This is a genomic window from Isoptericola sp. S6320L (genome assembly GCF_023015685.1).
Lineage (GTDB): Bacteria > Actinomycetota > Actinomycetes > Actinomycetales > Cellulomonadaceae > Isoptericola > Isoptericola halotolerans_A.
In genome coordinates, this window is the sequence record NZ_JALKAT010000003.1 from 1 (window position 1) to 18,151 (window position 18,151).

Here is an 18,151-nt window from a genome sequence, read left to right on the forward strand (position 1 = left end):
CGTCGAGCACGAGGCTCGAGCCCGCGGCACGGAGGTGGTGGACGTCGCCCGACGACGTCACTCGGCCACCGGGATGGACTGCGACTCCAGGGTGCTGATCGTGGCCTCCTGACCGGCCTGCAGGGCGTCGAGCAGGGTGCCCGAACCGCTCAGCGCGGCACCGAAGCCGTCGGCCACGTCGTTGTACGTCTGGGCCATCGTCGGCCCCCAGGTGAAGCTCGGGTCGGTGGCGGCCGCGGCGTCGGCGAAGACGTCGAAGATGGCCTGGTCACCGTAGAACTCGAGACCCTCCTTGAGCGCCGGCAGCTCCAGGCCCGCGGTGGTCGCCGGGTAGAGGCCACCACCCTGGTTGAGCGCGGTGAGCGACTCCTCCGAGGTGTTCAGCCACAGCGCGAACTGCGCCGCCTCGTACGGGTGCTCGCTGCCCTGCAGCACCGCGACGCTCGACCCGCCCCAGTTGCCGGCCGCGTTCGCGCCCGGTTCCCACTGCGGCATCGGGGCCACGGCCCAGTCGCCCGCGGTGTCCGGGGCGCCCGAGGAGATCGAGTTGCTGCCCCACACGGCGCTGACCCAGGTCCACAGCTCACCGGTGTTGAGCTCGTTGTTCCACTCGTCGGAGAACCCGGCGGTGTCCTTCACCAGGCCGTCGTCGATGAGGCCCTGCCAGTAGTCGGCCACCTGGGTCGACTGCGGGCCGGTGAGGTCCACCGTCCACGCCTCGCCGTCGTTCTCGAACCAGCGGCCCTCGGCCTGCCAGACCAGCCCGGCGAACCAGTTGACGTCCGTGCGCGGGAAGTGCGTGATGTACGCGCCCTCGTCGCGGATGGCCGCCGCGGCCTCGGCGTACTCGTCCCAGGTGGTGGGCACGTCGATGCCCGCCTCCTCGAACAGGTCGGCGCGGTAGAACATCGCCATGGGGCCCGTGTCCTGCGGGATCGCGTAGACCGAGCCCTCCTCGCCGAACGTGACCTGCTGCCACGTCCAGTCCACGAACTGCTCGCCGGCCTCCATCACCCCGGCGCAGTCGGCGATGTTCACCAGCCCGTCCTGGACGCGGAAGTTCGGCAGGGTGTCGTACTCGATCTGGCCCAGGTCGGGTGCCTGGTCCGCCTCGAGCTGGTTGAAGAAGTCCTGGTAGGTGCCGGCGTTGCCCGCCGGTCCGGTGTTGTACGTGACCTGGATGTCCGGGTTGGCCTCGTTCCACAGCGCGATGGCGTCCTCCATCCCGGGGACCCAGCCGGTGTAGGTCAGCTCGACCGGACCCTCGGACGGCTCGCAGGCCGAGGCGTCGGCCGCGCCGTCGGACCCGCCGTCGTCGGTGCCGCCGGAGCAGGCGGCGAGCAGGAGCGTGCCGGCGACGGCGGCCGCGCCGGAGCGGGCCAGGGTGTGGCGATTCATGGTGTTCCTCCTTGAACGGGGCGGGGTCTTGCGGGTCGGAATCGTGCGGGTCGGGACGGCGGGCGTCATGCCTTGACGCCGCCGGCAGCCAGGCCGCCGCGCCAGAAGCGCTGCAGCCCGAGGAAGGCGAGGATGAGCGGGACGATGGCCACGAACGCGCCGACGATGACGGCGGTGCGCAGCTCCGGGACGGCGTTCGTCTGGGAGTTCCACGCGTACAGGCCGAGGGTGACGGGGTAGAGCTTCTCGTCCGAGAGCATCACCAGGGGCAGGAAGAAGTTGTTCCAGATGGTCACGAACTGGAACAGGAAGATGGTCACCAGCGCCGGCGCCATGAGCCGCACCGACACGGTGAAGAACGTGCGCACCTCGCCGGAGCCGTCGAGGCGGGCCGCCTCGAGCAGCTCGTCGGGCACGCTCGCCGCGGCGTAGATCCGCGCGAGGTAGACGCCGAACGGGCTCACCAGGCTCGGCAGGAACACCGACCAGTACGTGTTGGTCAGGTCCACCGCGCTGAAGATGAGGAACAGCGGCAGGGCGAGCGCCGTGACCGGCACCAGCACCCCGCCGAGGATCACGTTGAACAACAGGTTGCGGCCGCGGAACACGTACTTGCCGAGCGCGTACCCGCACATCGAGGCCAGCAGGGTGCCCAGCAGCGCACCCACCCCCGCGTAGATCACGGCGTTGCCGAGCCAGCGCAGGTACACGCCGCCGTCGTAGGTGAACAGGTACGTCAGGTTGTCCCACAGGTGGAAGTCCGCGAACCACAGCCCCGCCGTCGAGGCGAACTGGCCGCGCGACTTGGTGGACGCCACCGCCAGCCACCAGATCGGCACGAGGAAGTACAGGGTGAAGGCGCCCATGATCACGAACGCCACGAGGCGGGACATCGGGCGCTCGCGGACCCCGCGGGAGTCCGGGGCCGCCGTCGGGCCGTAGCCCTCGGTGCGGGTCAGGATGCTCACTGGAAGGCCTTCCTCTGCGTCAGGCGCAGGAACACGAACGACAGCACGAACGTCAGCAGCGCCAGCACCACCGAGAAGGCGGCGGCGAGGTTGAAGTTCGGCACCGTCGAGGTCGTGTACACCACGAGGTTCGGGGTGAAGGTCGAGCTGACCGAGGTGGTGAACGAGCGGAACACCTGCGGCTCGGTGAGCAGCTGCAGCGTGCCGATGATGGAGAACACGCCGGTCAGCACCAGGGCGGGCACCACCAGCGGGATCTTCACCGACCAGGCGATGCGCAGCTGGCCGGCACCGTCGATGCGTGCCGCCTCGTAGATCTCGCCCGGGATCGCCTGCAGCGCGGAGTAGATGATGAGCATGTTGTAGCCCGCGTAGACCCAGGTGACGACGTTCGCGATCGCCCACAGCACCAGCCCGCCGCCGAGCAGCGGGACGCTGCTCGTCACCGCGGTGAAGGGCGACAGGCTCGGCGAGTACAGGAAGCCCCACATGATCGCTGCGATCACGCCGGGCACGGCGTACGGGGCGAAGAACGCCAGGCGGTAGAACCGCTTGCCGCGCACGAGCGGCGAGTCGATGAGCAGCGCGAGGACCAGGGCGAGCCCGAGCATGACGGGCACCTGGACGACGCCGAACAGGAGCACGCGGCCCAGCGAGGCCCAGAACGCCTCGGACGCGAAGACCTGCTCGTACTGCGTCAGCCCGCCGAACACCTCGGTCGCCGGCCCGAACGTCCCCTCCCGCTCCACGGTGCGGAACGACCGGAACACCGCGTAGCCGATGGGCACCAGGTAGAACAGGGTGAACAGGACGAAGAACGGGACGACGAGCACCGTCAGGGCCCCGGCGTGCCGGGTGCGGCGACGGGACCTGCCCGGCGGCTCTCCCGTGGCCCCGGGGTCGCGCCCCGTGGCCGTGGTCTGCGTGCTCATGCTGCGGCCTCCTCACCGGATCGGCGCCGATCCGTCGTCGTCTCGCGGATCGCGGCCACGCCGCCCGCCGGTACCTCGTGCGCCGCGGCCGTCCGCCCGGTCACCAGGTCCGTGCCGGGGACGGGGGCGGTGAAAGCCGTGCCGCCGTGGTTGATCAGGAACAGGTAGGACGCCGCGTCGCCGTGCCGCCGGACGGCGTCGACCACCGCCGGGGCCCCCGGCAGGACCGGCTCGACCCCGGCGTCGCCGAGGGCCTGGGCCACCAGGGCCTCGCGGCCCGCCCCGTCCAGGCGGGTCGCGACGTACCACGCCACGCCCGCGCCGTGCCCGTGGCGCGTCACGGCGGGACCGCCGGCGACGGGTCCGTCGGCGAACCGGGCGACGACGGACGCCCCGCGGGCCTCGACCCGCTCGGTCCAGACGTCGGCGGTGCGGCCGTCGTCCAGCGTGACGAGCTGACCGGCGTCGAGCGGGAAGAACTCGTCCGAGCGGACACCGAGCACGTCGCGGAACGCTCCCGGGTAGCCGCCCGTGCGGACCTGGTCGTCGGCGTCGACGATCCCGGAGAAGTAGGTGACGAGCACGTGTCCCCCGGCCGCGACGTAGCGCTCGAGCGCCTGGGCGGCCTCGTCGGTGACGAGGTAGAGCGTCGGGACGACGACGAGGCGGTAGCCGGACAGGTCGGCCGCCGGCCCCACGACGTCGACGCCGGCCCCGGCGCGACGCAGCGCGGCGTGCATCGCGTGCACCTCGTCGAGGTAGCGCACGTCCCCGGTGGGCTGGCCGGGCACGTCGACGGCCCACCACGCCTGCCAGTCGAACAGCAGGGCGACGTCGCTGGTCACGGTGGTGCCGACCACCTCGTCGAGCGCGTCCAGCAGGGCGCCGAGCCGGACCGTGGCCCGCCACTGCGTGGAGTCGGTGCCGGCGTGCGGCAGCAGCGCCGAGTGGAACCGCTCGGCGCCGGCCCGCGAGGCGCGCCACTGGAAGAAGCAGACGGCGTCGGCGCCGCGCGCGACGTGGGTGAGGACCATGCGCTCGAGCTCGCCCGGCCGCTTGGCGAGGTTGCGCGGCTGCCAGTTCACGGCCCCGTGCGAGGCCTCCATGAGCATCCACGGCGCGCCGTCGGCCAGCCCGCGCGTGGCGTCGGCCGCGAACGCGAGCTCGGCCCACGGGTCGGCCAGCCGGTGGTCCAGGTAGTGGTCGTTCGCGACGACGTCCATGTGCGGCGCCCAGGACCGGTAGTCCTGGGTGTCGATGTGTGCGGTCACCATGAAGTTGGTGGTGACGGGCACGGTGGTGGTCTCGCGCAGGATCGCGGCCTCGGCGTGGTACCAGTCGAGCAGGGCGTCGGAGCTGAAGCGGTGGAAGTCGAGGACCTGGCCGGGGTTCTCGGGGGAGGCCGTGGCCCGCGGGGGCAGCACCTGGTCGAACGAGCCGTAGCGCTGGCTCCAGAAGCTCGTGCCCCAGGCCGCGTTGAGCGCGTCGACGGTGCCGTACCGGGCCTCGAGCCAGCGCCGGAAGTCCCGCGCCGACTCGTCGCAGTAGCACAGCGCGTTGTGGCAGCCGAGCTCGTTGGACACGTGCCACAGCGCGAGCGCCGGGTGGTCGCCGTACCGCTCGGCGACCGTCCGGACGAGGCGTTCGGCGTGGTCCCGCAGCACGGGTGAGCTGGGGCACCAGGCCTGCCGCCCGCCGGGGCTGACGGTGCCGCCGTCGCGGGTGACGGGCAGGACCTCGGGGTGGTCGGTGGTGAGCCAGGGCGGCGGGGTCGACGTGCCGGTGCCGAGGTTCACCGCGATGCCGTGCTCGTGCAGCAGGTCCATGACGTGGTCGAGGTCGTCGAAGCGGTAGACGCCGGGCTCGCGCTCGATCTCCGCCCAGCCGAAGACGTTGACGGCCACGAGGTCGACCCCGGCCTCGCGCATGAGACGCGCGTCCTCGGCCCACGTCTCGCGAGGCCACTGCTCGGGGTTGTAGTCGCCGCCGAACGCGATGCCGCGCTGCGGGAGCGGGAGCCGCCCTCGGCTCGTCCTGGGGTCCACGTCGACGCCTGTTCCTCATCCTCGAAGGTGTGTGTGCACGTGCACACATGGTGACAGTACCGCACCTCGGGCTCGGTGTGTACACGTGCACACAATCGTGTCCGGATGGATACGCTGTGCGCATGAGCTCACCAGGGCGCGTCCGAGCGACGGTGCACGACGTCGCGGCCCACGCCGGCGTGTCCCGCGGCACCGTCTCCCGCGCGCTCAACGGGACGGGCTACGTCTCCGCCGAGGCCCGCGCCCGCATCGAGGCCGCCATCGCCGAGGTCGGGTACGTGCGCAACAACGCCGCCCGCAACCTCGTGATGCGCAAGACGTGGGCCATCGGGTTCGTCGTCCACGAACCGCACCAGCTCTTCCTCGAGGACCCCAACATCGGCGGGATCCTCCTCGGCACCAACGCGGTCGTCGCCGAGGCCGACCACCAGCTCGTGGTGCTCGTGGTCGACTCCGACGACGACGCCGCCCGCGTCTCCAGCTACCTGCGCGGCGGGTTCGTCGACGGCGCCGTCCTCGTCTCGGCCCGGTCGCACGACCAGGTGGCCGACGCCGTCGAGCAGATCGGGCTGCCCGCCGCGTTCGTCGGGCACCCCGAGGGGCGCCCCTCGATCCCCTACGTGGGCATCGACAACCGCAGCGCCGCGCGCGCCCTGACGACCCGGCTCGTCGAGACCGGCCGACGGCGCATCGGCATGCTCGCCAGCGCGCTCGACCGCGACTCGGGCGCCGACCGGCTCGCCGGGTTCACCGAGGCGCTCGGCGACCGGTTCGACGAACGCCTCGTCGTGGCCGACCCGCTCTACTCCTACCGCGCCGGCGTCGACACCATGACCGAGCTCCTACGGCGGGAGCCGGCGCTCGACGGCGTGTTCGCGGCCTCCGACGCCGTCGCGGCCGGAGCGATCGAGGCGCTGCGCACCGCCGGCCGCACCGTGCCCGGCGACGTCGGGGTCGTGGGGTTCGACGACAGCGCCTGGGCGCTGCGCTGCAACCCGCCGCTGTCGACGGTGCACCAGCCCGCGGCGGAGATGGGCCGCGCCGCGGCCACGCTGGTGCTGGAGCAGCTCGCCGGCCGCACGCCGTCGAGCGTCACGCTGCCGACCGACGTCGTCTGGCGCGCCTCGGCCTGAGCCCTGCCTGCGAGGGGACGCCCGACCCTGCCCACCGTCGGCAGATTGGTACGGACCACATTTGCCTCACTCCTTGACGCATCCGTGGCGCGGCGCTACGTTTCTCGACATTGGTACGGACCACTTTCCTTTCCAGCGTCAACGTCGACCCAGGAGTGACATGACCCCCAGCCGTCGCCGCCGCGCGATGCTCCCCGCCCTCGCGATCCTCGGCCTGACCCTCTCGGCCTGCGGCCTCAGCGGTGCCGAGACCCCGGCGGCCGACACCGCCGAGAGCGACCAGCCGGCCGAGGTGACCGGCAAGATCACGTTCTCGACGCTCCAGCTCAAGCCGACCTTCACCGAGTACATCGAGGGCGTCATCGAGGACTTCGAGACCGAGCACCCCGGCACCGAGATCGAGTGGATCGACATCCCGTTCGAGGGCGCCCAGGAGAAGATCGCCACGGACGCGGCCGCCGGGACGCTCCCCGACGTCATCAACCTCAACCCGAACTTCGCGCAGCCGCTGGAGGCCGAGGGCCTGTTCCTCGACCTCGACCAGGAGGTCCCCGAGCTCCGCGACGCCTACGTGCCCGGCGCCTGGGACGCGTTCCAGGTCCCGGAGCAGGAGGGGTCGTTCGGCTTCCCCTGGTACCTGACCTCCGAGGTCACGATGTACAACCAGGCGATGTTCGAGGACGCCGGCCTCGACCCGGAGACCCCGCCCGCCACGTTCGACGAGCTCTACGCCGCCGCCGAGCAGATCACCGAGAAGTCGGACGGCAAGATCTGGGGCATGCACCCGGCGCTCGAGAACCGGTTCCTGCTCGACCTGGCGAAGGAAGGTGTGCCGCTGCTGTCCGAGGACGGCACCGAGTGGGTCTTCAACACGCCCGAGGCCGTCGCCCACGTCGAACGGCTCACCGCCGCGTACCAGGACGGCGTCTTCCCGCCCGACTCGCTCACCGAGGACCACTCCAAGGAGACCGAGGCCTACCAGGCCGGCCGCGTCGCCCTGTTCCCCTCCGGCCCCAACTTCCTGACCATCGTCGAGGAGAACGCGCCCGACATCGCCGAGGTGACCGGGGTGGGTGCCCAGATCACCGGCGCGTCCGACGCCGCCAACATGTCCGTCATGGGCCTGCTGGTCCCGCGGTCCACCGAGAACAAGGCGACCGCGCTGAAGTTCGCGGAGTTCATGACCAACGCCGAGAACCAGCTCGCGTTCTCCCAGATCGTCACCATCTTCCCCTCGGTCACCGAGGCGCTGGCCGACCCCTACTTCACGGACGACTCCGACGGCACCGTCGAGTCCCAGGCCCGCAAGCTCTCCGCCGAGCAGCTCGAGAACGGCCGCAACCTGCTCCCCGTGCAGTACGACGACCGGGTGAAGGCCGCGGTCATCGGCAAGGTCCAGCTCGCCATGAAGGGCGAGCTCAGCGCTCAGGAGGCGCTGGACCAGGCCGTCGCCGAGGCGAACTCCATCACCGGCATGTGACCGCCGCTGGGGCGGATCGAGCCCCGGGCTCCCGATCCGCCCCAGCCTCCCGGAGGAACACCTCGTGAACCGTCGGCTCCGCCTCGCTCCCTGGCTCTTTCTCGCACCCGCCCTGGTGGTGGCCGTCGTCTTCCACGTCTGGCCCTTCCTCAACACCGTCGTGCTGTCCTTCACGGACGCCAGCGCCCTCGGCGGCGGGAGCTTCGTGGGTGGCGAGAACTACGTCCGCCTGGCCCAGGACCCGCACTTCTGGCTCGCCACCCGCAACACCGTCCTGTACGTGGCCGTCGTGGTACCGCTGCTGGTGCTGCTGCCCCTGCTGCTCGCGGTCCTCGTGCAGCCCCAGATCCGCGGGATCGGGTTCTTCCGTTCCGTCTTCTACTCCCCCGTCGTCGCCTCCATGGTGGTCGTCGGGCTCATCTGGACGTGGATGCTCGCCAGCGACGGCATCGTCAACCAGGTGCTCGAGGCGGCGCGGATCATCGACGCCCCGCTGCCGTTCCTCACCGACTCCACGCTCCTGCTGGTGAGCTGCATGCTCGTCACCGTCTGGAAAGGACTGGGCTACTACATGGTCGTGTACCTGGCGGCGCTCGGGAACGTGTCGAGCGAGTACCACGAGGCGGCTCAGGTCGACGGCGCGAGTGCCGCCCGCCGGTTCTGGTCCGTGACGGTCCCCGGCGTCCGGCCGACGATGTTCCTCGTCGGCCTGCTGTCGGCGATCGCCGCGATGAAGGTGTTCGCCGAGGTCTACGTGATGAGCTACGGCACCGCCGGGCCGGGCGGCGAGGCGCGGACCCTGGTCTACACGATCCGCGAGGTCGGGCTCGGCCTCGGCGGTCAGATCGGCTACGCCTCGGCGATGAGCCTGGCGCTGTTCGTGCTCACCATCGGGTTCTCCGCCGGGTACTTGCGCGCGCAGCGGGCGGAGGCACGATGACCGCCGCCCTCGCGTCGCGCACCGCCGGCGTCACCCGCCCGCAGGTGCTGCGCCCCGACCGTCCGAAGCACACCCGCGCGGGTCTCGTGCTGCGCTACTCGCTGCTGGGGCTGATGTTCGTGCTCCTCGTCGGCCCGTTCCTGTGGCAGTTCTCGACCTCGCTCAAGGGCGCCGACGAGTCCATCTACACCGCCTCCCCGATCCCCACGAACCCGACGATCGACAACTACCGCACGGTGGCCGAGACCATCCCGGTGTTCCGGTACATCGGCAACTCGCTGGTCGTGGCCACCGCGTCCGCGGTCCTCAACGTGATCCTCGGGTCGATGGCCGGCTACGCCCTGGCGCGCCTGCCGTTCCGCGGACGCACCCTCGCCGACCTGACGTTCCTCGCGACGATCATCATCCCGTTCGAGGTCATCATGGTCTCGGTGTTCCTCACGATGCGCTCCATCGGGCTCGTCGACACGCTCGCCGGCGTCATCCTGCCCGCCGCGGCGTCGGGGCTGTCCATCATCCTCATGCGCACCGCGTTCCTGGGCCTGCCGCGCGAGCTCGAGGAGGCGGCGAAGCTCGACGGCGCCAACGCCTGGCAGCGGTACCGGCGCATCGCGATGCCGTCGGTGAAGGGCACCCTGTCCGTGGTGGCGATCTTCGCGTTCGTGTTCGCGTGGGACGACTTCCTGTGGCCGCTGGTGATCCTGAAGAACCCCGACAACTACACGCTCACCGTGGGGATCCAGTACCTGTCCGGGACGTTCAGCGCCAACCAGCGCGTCATCGCCGCAGGCACCATGATCGCGGTGATCCCGCTGCTGGCGCTGTTCTTCTCGATGCAGCGCTGGTTCTTCCGGGGAGTCGGCGAAGGAGGCATCAAGGGATGACCACTCAGATCCACGAACCGAAGTACGAGGCCCTGCGGGCACGCCTCGAGGCGGACATCCGCACCGGGCTGCGCCCGCACGACCCGCTGCCGTCGGAACGCAAGCTCATGGCCACCTACGAGGTCTCGCGCATGACGGTGCGTCAGGCGCTGCGCCTGCTCGCCGACGACGGGCTCGTCTACCGGGTACAGGGCTCGGGCACGTTCGTCGCCGACCCGACGATGATCACCAAGTCGCTGACCCTGACGTCGTTCACCGAGGACATCACGGCCCGCGGCATGCTGCCCGGCTCCCGTTCCCAGGAGGTGGAGCGGATCGAGGCGGAGGCCGAGGTCGCCCAGGACCTGGGCCTCTCCCCCGGCGCACCGGTCGTGCACGTCCAGCGGGTGCGGACCGCGGACGGCTCACCGATGTGCATCGAGGACGTCTGGGTGCCGGCCGACCTGCTCCCGCCCGACTTCGGCACGCAGAGCGTCGCGAGCCTCTACGCGACCTTCGAGTCGCTGGGCCAGGTCCCCGACGTGGCCGAGCAGACGATCCGCGCGACGGTGGTGGACAGCGCCCAGGCGGCGCTGCTGGACGTCGCCCCGCACTCGCCGGCGTTCGTCGTCTCGCGGGTCACCTACACCGCGGACGCCCGGCCGATCGAGCGCGGGCGCAGCGTCTACCGGGCGGACCGCTACGACTTCCGCGTGTCCGTCCAGCGGCGGCGGCACCCGTGAGCGGCGCGCGGACCACCGCCGTCGGGCTCGACATCGGCGGGACGAAGATGTGCGCGGTCTCGCTGGACGTGGACGGGAAGGTCCGCGCGTCGCTCGAGGTGCCGACACCCGCCGCGCAGGGCCCGGCCGCGATCCTCGACCTCGGGGCGTCGCTCGTCCGCAGCGTCGACGTCGGCGACGGCTCCGGGCCCTCCGCCGACGACGGCGCCCCGTCCGCCCGGCGCACACTCCGGCTCGGTGTGGGCACCGCCGGGGTGGTCGACCGCGAGACCGGCACCATCCTGTCGGCGACGTCGGCCCTCCCGGGATGGGCCGGCACGCCGGTGCGCGACGAGCTGGCGGCACGGCTCGGCGGCGCCCACGTCACGGTGGTCAACGACGTGCACGCCGTCGCCGCCGCGGAGTCCCGGTGGGGATCGGCGGCCTCGACGCGCGACCACCTCGTGCTCACCGTGGGTACGGGCATCGGCGGCGCGGTCGTCGTCGACGGCGAGGTGCTGGTCGGCAGCCGGCGGCTGGCCGGCCACGTGGGACACATGAGCGTCCCGGAGGCCGTCGGGGAGCCGTGCCCGTGCGGCCGGACCGGGCATCTCGAGGCCGTGGCGTCCGGTCCGGCCATGGTCGCCGCCTACCGTGCGCTCGGGGGCCGCGCGACCACCGGGAAGGACCTCGCGCGTGCGGTCGCCCACGGGGACGGGGACGCCCGGCGGGTCCTCCGCCGGGCGGGCAGCGCGCTCGGCACGGCGATCGCCTCGCTCGCCGCGGCCCTCGACCCGCAGGTCGTGGTCGTCGGCGGCGGTGCGCTCCGGGTCGGTGCCGATCTGCTCGACGCGGCGCACCGCTCGCTCGCCGCGTCGGCCCTGCCCGGGCTGGCCGACCTGCCGCTCGTCCGCGCCGCCGTGCGCGACGGCGGCGCGGTCGGCGCGGCCTCCCTCGCCCTGCCCGCCCGGGGCCGTCCGCCCCACGAGGACCTGAGGACGCCGTGCTCCGCCTGACCCTCCTTCCGCTCGACGACCGCCCCGTGTCCGTCCGCCTGCCCGCGCAGGTAGCCCGCGTGGCGGGCGCCACCGTCGAGGTCCCCCCACCTGCCCACCGGCCGCGGCTGCGGCACGCGCCGGACGTCGCGGCGCTGTCCGCCTGGTACGCCGGCTCCCGGGGCCGCACCGACGCGAGCGTCGTCAGCCTGGACGGCCTCGGCCTCGGTTCGCTCATCGCGTCGCGCACCGGGACCGAACGTCTCGACGAGGTGCTCGCCGCCTGGCGGCCCGTCACGCGCCCGGGGCCTCCGGTCCACGCGGCGATCGTCGTGCCCCGGACGCCCGACAGCGCCGACGCCACGGAGGAGCCCGACTACTGGGACCCGCACGGCCCCGCGCTGCACCGGCTCTCCGCCGAGCTCGGCGACACCACCGCGACCCTCGACGACGCCCGCTCCCGGGTGGCCGCCGACGTCCCGGCCGACGTCGTCGCCGACTGGACCGGCCGCCGTCTGCGGCAGCACGCGCTCGCGCTCGCGGCGCTGGACCTGCACCGCCGAGGCCTGCTGACGACACTCGTCGTCGGCGTGGACGACGCCGCGCAACGGTCGCTGTCGGCGCTCGCCCAGGAGGACCTCGCCCGATGGGCGGGGCTGCTCGGCACCGGTCACCGCGCCGTCGTGCACCCCGGCGCGGACGAGACCGGGGCCGTGCTCGTGGCCCGCGCCGTGCTGGCGGCGTCCGCCGTGGCCCCGCCGCGCGTCGCCGTCCGGTGCGCCGCCGACGACGGGCTCGACCGCGTCGCCCCGTACGAGACGGGACCGGTCGGGCACACCGCGGTCCGTCAGCTCGAGGCCGCCGGGGCCGTGGTCGTCGACCCGCGCTCGCCCGACGTCGACTGCCACGTCGTCGTCCATGCCCCGGCCACCGGGCCGTCCGCGGGCGACTGGGCCGTCGCACCTCCGGCCGGGTCCGACGGCGCGGCGGCGACGGCGACCGCCGGGACCGTCGCCGAGCTGCTCGCCGCGGGGCAGCGGGTGGCGGTGGCGGACGTCGCGCAGCCGAACGGGGCGGATCCTGCGCTCGTGACGGCGCTCGGCGAGGTCGGTGCCTGGCGACGGCTCGTCGGCTACGCCGCCTGGAACACGGCCGGCAACACCCTCGGCACGGTCGCCGCCCAGGTCGTCGCGACGTGCGCGGCGCAGGCCGCGGGCACGTTCGACGCCGCCGCGCACCGCGAGCTGCTGGCGCACCGCGTCGCGGAGGACGCCGGATGGATGAGCCACGCCCGTGCTCGCGCCCGGGCGGAGCTGGGCTCCGACCCGACGCGCCACGACGTCGTGCGGCTCACGGCGGACCGCCGCCACCGGTGGGAGAGCCTGGTCGGCGAGGTGCTGGCACGCACCCCCGGCCTCGACGACGCACGCGTCGTCCCCGGCAGCCTGACGCTCCCGTGGGACCGCACGTTCGAGATCGACCTGGACGTGGAGGTGGCACGATGACCGGCCTGCGTCTCGCCGTGATCGGTGGCGGGCTCGGCGGTGTCGCCGCCGCCCTCGCCGCCGCCGACGCCGGCGCCACCGTCACGCTCACCGCCGCGGAACCGATGGTCGGCGGCCAGATCACGGCGCAGGCGACCAGCCCGCTCGACGAGCACCCGCTCGTCGAGACCACCGGCGCGCCCGGCAGCTACCACGAGATGCGACGCCGGCTGCGTGCCGCCTACGGCGGCCTCGCCAACCCGGGCGACGGCTGGGTGTCCCGGTTGTGCTTCGAGCCCGACGTCGGGCGGCAGGTCCTGGAGGACATGCTCGCCGAGCACGTGGCCTCCGGTCGCCTGCGGGTCCTGCTGGACCGCGAGCCGGTCGCCGCCCGGACGACGACGGACGCCGCAGGACGCGCCGTCGTCGAGGCCGTGGAGCTCGCCGGCCCCGGCGGCGTGCGCGAGGTGGTCACGGCCGACACCTTCGTGGACGCCACCGAGCTCGGTGACCTGTTGCCGCTGGTCGGCGCCGACTGGGTGATCGGCTCGGAGGGCTCCGAGGCGTTCGGCGAGCCGCACGCCCTCCCGGGCGGGCCGGATCCGCTCGCCGAGCAGTCCTGCACCTGGGTCGCGGGGCTGACGCTCCGGGAGGACCCGGGTCCCGTCGGCGGCCCGCCGCGAGGCTACGCCCGTCACGTCACGGGGCAGCCGTTCGGCCTGGACATCCCCGGCTGGGACGGCACGCTCCACCGGTACGCGATGTTCGGCGAGGGGCCCACGGGCAACCCGCCGTTCTGGACCTACCGGAGGGTGCGCGCGGGTGCGCTCCTGGGCGGCCAGGACGCCGTCGTGCTCAACTGGGCCGGCAACGACTACGCCGCCACGGGGCTCGTCGCCGACCGCGAGCGCACGCTGCGCGGGGCCCGCGACCTCACGCTCGGGTTCGTCCACTGGCTGCGCACCGAGGCGCCCCGGGACGACGGCGGCCGGGGCTACCCGGAGCTGGCGCTCGACCCCGGCGTCACGGGGACCGCGGACGGCCTGGCGCACGCGCCGTACGTGCGCGAGTCCCGCCGGCTCGCCTCCGGCCGCCCTGTCACGGAGCTCGACCTCGCCGTCCGCGGATCGTCCGAGCGCGCCGTCGCGATGCCCGACTCGCTGGGCACCGCCTGGTACCACGCGGACCTCCACCCGCGCGTCGGGCACCCCCAGAGCGTGTACGCCCCGACCGCCCCGTTCCAGGTGCCGGCCCGTGCGCTGGTCCCGGAGGCCGGTCGCGGACCGGTCAACCTCGTCGCCGGGGCGAAGAACCTCGCGGCCACGCAGGTCGCGGCCGCCGCCTACCGCGTGCACCCGGGCGAGTGGTCCGTCGGCGAGGCCGCGGGCGTGCTCGCCGTCCAGGCGGACGCCGACGGTCGCACGCCGACCGAGACCGCCACCTCGACCGCCGGTGTGCGGCGCGCCCAGGAGCGGCTGCTCGCCCGCGGCACCCCCCTGGTCTGGACGCGCGACGTGCCCGCCGACCATCCCGCGTTCGCCGCCGTGAACCGCTGCGTGCTGCGCGGCGGTGTGGTCGGCGAGCGGGCGCGAACCCTCGATTTGCGGCCCGACCAGGGCCTCGACGAGGCCGAGCGTGCCGCGATCGCCCACGCGCTCGGCCTGGGTCGCCTCCCGGAGGGAAGCACCTGGGGCGACGCGGTCCTCTCGGCGCAGCCCGCCCACCCGGAGCAGGCCCGCCACCACCAGCCCGACCTTCAGGAGCCGGCATGACGCCCGACCGCCCGACCGCCACCCCCGACGACGTGGTCGGAGCCCTGCGGGGACGGCTCGTCGTCTCCTGCCAGGCTCGTGAGGGCGAACCCCTGCACGGACCGGCCCACATGACCGCGATGGCGCTCTCGGCGCTCGACGGCGGGGCCGCCGGCCTGCGCCTGGAGGGGCCGGCGGACGTCGCGGCGGTCCGCGCCGTCACCGGGGTGCCGATCATCGGGCTGTGGAAGGCGGGGGCCGCGCCCGTCTACATCACGCCCACCATGGACGCCGTGCACGCCGTCGCGGACGCCGGCGCCGACATCGTGGCGGTCGACGGGACCGGGCGGCCCCGCCCGGACGGCAGCACGTTCGCGGACGTGGTGCGGGCGGTGCACGGGGTCCCCGGCCGTCTCGTGATGGCGGACGTCGCCACCCTCGCGCAGGGTCGCGCGGCCGAGGCCGCCGGCGCGGACCTTGTCGGATCGACGCTGTCCGGGTACACCGGCCCCGGCCGGCCCCCGGCCGGGCCCGACCTGACGCTCGTCGGGGAGCTGGCCGCGGCACTGTCGGTTCCGGTGGTGGCCGAGGGGCGGATCGCCACGGCGGAGCAGGCCGCCGAGGCGCTGCTGCGCGGTGCGACCACCGTGGTCGTGGGCGGGGCGATCACCCGGCCGGCGTCGATCACCGCACGGTTCGCGGCTGCCCTGGACAGCGCCCGGACCGCCCTGGTGGCTCAGGAGGGCGCCCGATGAGCACCACCTGTCACGTCGTCTCCCACGTGCACTGGGACCGCGAGTGGTACCGCCCCTTCGAGGGCTACCGGTCGCGCCTGCTGGAGCTCGTCGAGCGGGTCTGCGACGACCTCGACGCCGGCCGGATCGCGTCCTTCCACCTCGACGGGCAGACCGTCACGCTCGACGACGTCGCGGCCCTGCGCCCCGACGTGGCCGACCGGGTGCGCCGGCATGCCGCCGCGGGCCGGATCACGATCGGTCCCTGGCACGTGCTCGCGGACAACCAGCTCGTCTCCGCCGAGAACCTGGTGCGCAACCTGCTCCTCGCCCGGCGCACCGCGGGCGACCTGCTCAGCGACATCGGCTACTCACCGGACGCGTTCGGGCACCCGGCAGACCTGCCCCGCGTCCTGGTCGGCTTCGGGATCGACACCGCCCTGGTGTGGCGCGGCGCGCCCCCGGAGCACGCCCGCTTCCGCTGGCGGTCGCCGGACGGCGCCGAGGTCTTCACCGTCAACCAGGCCTACCACCAGGCCGAGGTGCTGTGGCCGGACGATCCCGCCGACGCCGCCACGGCGCTCGAGGCGTTCGTCCGCCGTGAGGCGGACCGCGTCCCGGCCGGGCCGCAGCTCCTCCTCAACGGTGGCGACCACCTCGTGCCGCCGCGCCCCGCCGAGCGGGCCGAGGCGATCGAGGCGGTCCGTCTCACCACCGGTGTCGCCGCCCGCCCGTCGACCCTGCCGGAGTTCTTCGCCGCCGCCCGTACCGCGGCCGCGAGCGCCGCGGCCGACCTGCCCGTCGTCGAGGGCGAGCTACGACACCTCGGCGACCGGCTGACGTTCCTGCTGCCCGGCACGCTCTCGGCGCGGGCCTACGTCAAGTCGCTGAACGACCGCGCCCAGACCCTCCTGGAACGGTTCGTCGAGCCCGCAGCCGCCCTCGCCACCGTCACCGGGCGGGGCCCGGCGAACGCCCGCGAGGCCCTCGCGCACGCCTGGGACCTGCTGGTGAAGAACGCCCCCCACGACTCCATCTGCGGCTGCTCCGTCGACGAGGTGCACCGGGAGACGACGGTCCGCGCCGAGCGGGTCCTCGAGGTCGGCGACCAGCTCGTGCGCCGCGCGGCGCTGGCCGAGGACCTCGACGTCCGCGGTGACGGCAAGCCCGCCGCCGGCACGGTGGACGTGCTGGTGCGCTCCGGCAGCGGGGACGACGGCGACGGCCCGGTGGTGGTCGACGTCGTCACGGCGGCCGGGCGGTACGTCGTCGGCCTGCGCGACCCCGACGGTCACGAGGTGCCGGTGGAGGCGGAGCACCTGGGCGCCGCCCAGTGGTTCGAGGCGGACCTCGACCTGCTCCCCGACACGCTGCGCGGGGAGCGTCACCGGCTCGCGTTCGTCGCCCGCGACGTCCCCGCGTTCGGGTGGGCGGTGTACACCGCCGTCCTGGGTGACGCGCCGACCTGCTCGCCGGAGCGCGCCGCGGGGCGTGCCGCCGTCGTCGACGGCACGCGACTGGTCGTCGAGGACGACGCCTCGGTGACCTTGACGGGACCCGACGGCGTCACCCGGACCGGTCTGGGGCGTCTCGTCGACGGCGGCGACCGTGGCGACAGCTACACGTACGACCCGCCGGCGGACGACGAGCTCGTGACGCCGTCGGTCCGGGCCGTGGAGGTCGTCTCGTCGCCGGTGCGGACGCGCCTCGTGGTGTCGGCCGCCCTGGACCTGCCGACCTCGCTGGACGTGAGCCGCGACGCCCGCTCGGCGGACCGCCGCGAGCACCCCGTCACGCTCGTCGTCGAGCGCTGGGTGGGCGACCCCGTCCTGCGGTGGGACGTCCGCCTGGACAACGCCGCCGACGACCATCGCCTGCGGTTCCACGTGCCCGTCGCCGGGGCGCCCACGACGTGGCAGGCGGACACGCACTGGTCCGTGCAGGACCGGCCCTTCGGACCGGTCGTCGGTGCGCTCCCCGAGGCGGCCGGTCTGGAGGCTGCGATCGGCACCGCGCCCGCTCACACGTTCGCCGTGGCGGGGCAGGGCACCGCCAGGGTGGCCGTTCTGCTCGACGCGCTGCCCGAGGTCCAGGGCCTCGACGCCGCGGCCACCGGCGGTCCGCACGAGATCGCCGTGACGCTCCTGCGATCCGTGGGCTGGCTGTCCCGGTTCGACCTGCGCACCCGCACCACCGGTGCCGGCCCGGCGTTCGAGGTGCCCGAGGCCCAGTGCCACGGGGAGCGGCGCGTGCGGCTCGGCGTCGTCGTCGGCGCGGACGCCACGGACGACCTCGCGCTCGCCCGCACCGCGGCGGCGCACCACGTCCCGCTGCGGGCCGACCAGCTCCGCGCCCCCGCGGCCCGACGGCGGTCTCCCCGCGGCGCCGCGCCCCGCGTGCAGGGCGCGCTCGTCTCCGCGTTCAAGCCCGCCGAGTCGGGCGAGGGCGTGGTGCTCCGGGTCGCCAACCCGTCGGCCCGGCCCGCGAGCGCCGTCGTCCACCTCCCGGGCTGGGCTCGGCGGGTGGCCGAGACGCGGCTCGACGAGCGCACGCTCGACGGCGCGCCGTCGACGGGCGCCGGGGCCGACGGGCTGCTGCCCGCGCAGCTCGGCCCGTACGGCGTGCGGACCTGGCTGCTGCGGACCGACGACCGATGACCACGGCGTGACCGACGGCGCCCGCCTGCTCGCAGGGCGGGCGCACCGG

The 18,151-nt window shown here is 74.0% G+C and carries 14 protein-coding genes; 10 read left to right on the forward strand and 4 right to left on the reverse strand.

Features of this window, described 5'->3' with window-relative positions; all coding sequences use genetic code 11:
- Positions 1 to 57: 57 nt before the first annotated feature.
- From MWU57_RS02750 to MWU57_RS02765, 4 genes are all read right to left on the reverse strand, one after another.
- On the reverse strand, positions 58 to 1,398 hold the full coding sequence (locus MWU57_RS02750; protein ID WP_246907135.1) for an ABC transporter substrate-binding protein: 1,341 nt from the start codon (positions 1,396 to 1,398) through the stop codon (positions 58 to 60).
- A 65-nt stretch (positions 1,399 to 1,463) separates the two neighbouring features.
- Positions 1,464 to 2,366, reverse strand: a complete 903-nt coding sequence (locus tag MWU57_RS02755) for a carbohydrate ABC transporter permease (protein WP_243400747.1) — start codon at positions 2,364 to 2,366, stop codon at positions 1,464 to 1,466.
- Entirely contained in the window at positions 2,363 to 3,298 is a 936-nt protein-coding gene (locus tag MWU57_RS02760) for a carbohydrate ABC transporter permease (RefSeq protein ID WP_246907136.1), read from the reverse strand. Before MWU57_RS02760 ends, MWU57_RS02755 begins: the two co-directional genes overlap by 4 nt.
- Entirely contained in the window at positions 3,295 to 5,343 is a 2,049-nt protein-coding gene (locus MWU57_RS02765) for a beta-galactosidase (protein ID WP_246907137.1), read from the reverse strand. Before MWU57_RS02765 ends, MWU57_RS02760 begins: the two co-directional genes overlap by 4 nt.
- Positions 5,344 to 5,465: 122 nt before the next feature.
- Here MWU57_RS02765 and MWU57_RS02770 point away from each other — a divergent pair, with 122 nt between their 5' ends.
- From MWU57_RS02770 to MWU57_RS02815, 10 genes are all read left to right on the forward strand, one after another.
- Positions 5,466 to 6,476, forward strand: coding sequence for a LacI family DNA-binding transcriptional regulator (locus MWU57_RS02770; RefSeq protein ID WP_106265984.1), 1,011 nt, complete (start codon positions 5,466 to 5,468; stop codon positions 6,474 to 6,476).
- Between the two features lie 160 nt (positions 6,477 to 6,636).
- Positions 6,637 to 7,956, forward strand: a complete 1,320-nt coding sequence (locus MWU57_RS02775) for an ABC transporter substrate-binding protein (RefSeq protein WP_106265890.1) — start codon at positions 6,637 to 6,639, stop codon at positions 7,954 to 7,956.
- A gap of 64 nt (positions 7,957 to 8,020) precedes the next feature.
- A complete protein-coding gene (locus MWU57_RS02780; protein WP_246907138.1) occupies positions 8,021 to 8,896 on the forward strand; it encodes a carbohydrate ABC transporter permease in 876 nt (291 codons plus the stop codon).
- Complete coding sequence (locus MWU57_RS02785; RefSeq protein ID WP_246907139.1) at positions 8,893 to 9,780, forward strand: carbohydrate ABC transporter permease; 888 nt, start codon at positions 8,893 to 8,895, stop codon at positions 9,778 to 9,780. Before MWU57_RS02780 ends, MWU57_RS02785 begins: the two co-directional genes overlap by 4 nt.
- On the forward strand, positions 9,777 to 10,502 hold the full coding sequence (locus MWU57_RS02790; protein ID WP_106265884.1) for a GntR family transcriptional regulator: 726 nt from the start codon (positions 9,777 to 9,779) through the stop codon (positions 10,500 to 10,502). The genes MWU57_RS02785 and MWU57_RS02790 overlap by 4 nt, the downstream gene beginning before the upstream one ends.
- A complete protein-coding gene (locus tag MWU57_RS02795) occupies positions 10,499 to 11,497 on the forward strand; it encodes an ROK family protein (RefSeq protein ID WP_246907140.1) in 999 nt (332 codons plus the stop codon). The genes MWU57_RS02790 and MWU57_RS02795 overlap by 4 nt, the downstream gene beginning before the upstream one ends.
- Positions 11,485 to 12,981, forward strand: a complete 1,497-nt coding sequence (locus MWU57_RS02800) for a DUF4127 family protein (protein ID WP_246907141.1) — start codon at positions 11,485 to 11,487, stop codon at positions 12,979 to 12,981. Before MWU57_RS02795 ends, MWU57_RS02800 begins: the two co-directional genes overlap by 13 nt.
- The gene (locus MWU57_RS02805) at positions 12,978 to 14,732 is read left to right on the forward strand and encodes an FAD-dependent oxidoreductase (RefSeq protein WP_246907143.1); all 1,755 of its coding nucleotides are present in this window, start codon (positions 12,978 to 12,980) and stop codon (positions 14,730 to 14,732) included. The genes MWU57_RS02800 and MWU57_RS02805 overlap by 4 nt, the downstream gene beginning before the upstream one ends.
- Entirely contained in the window at positions 14,729 to 15,466 is a 738-nt protein-coding gene (locus tag MWU57_RS02810) for an N-acetylmannosamine-6-phosphate 2-epimerase (protein WP_246907144.1), read from the forward strand. Before MWU57_RS02805 ends, MWU57_RS02810 begins: the two co-directional genes overlap by 4 nt.
- Positions 15,463 to 18,102: a glycosyl hydrolase-related protein gene (locus tag MWU57_RS02815; protein ID WP_246907145.1), complete on the forward strand. Its 2,640-nt coding sequence runs from the start codon at positions 15,463 to 15,465 to the stop codon at positions 18,100 to 18,102. Before MWU57_RS02810 ends, MWU57_RS02815 begins: the two co-directional genes overlap by 4 nt.
- Positions 18,103 to 18,151 lie beyond the last annotated feature (49 nt).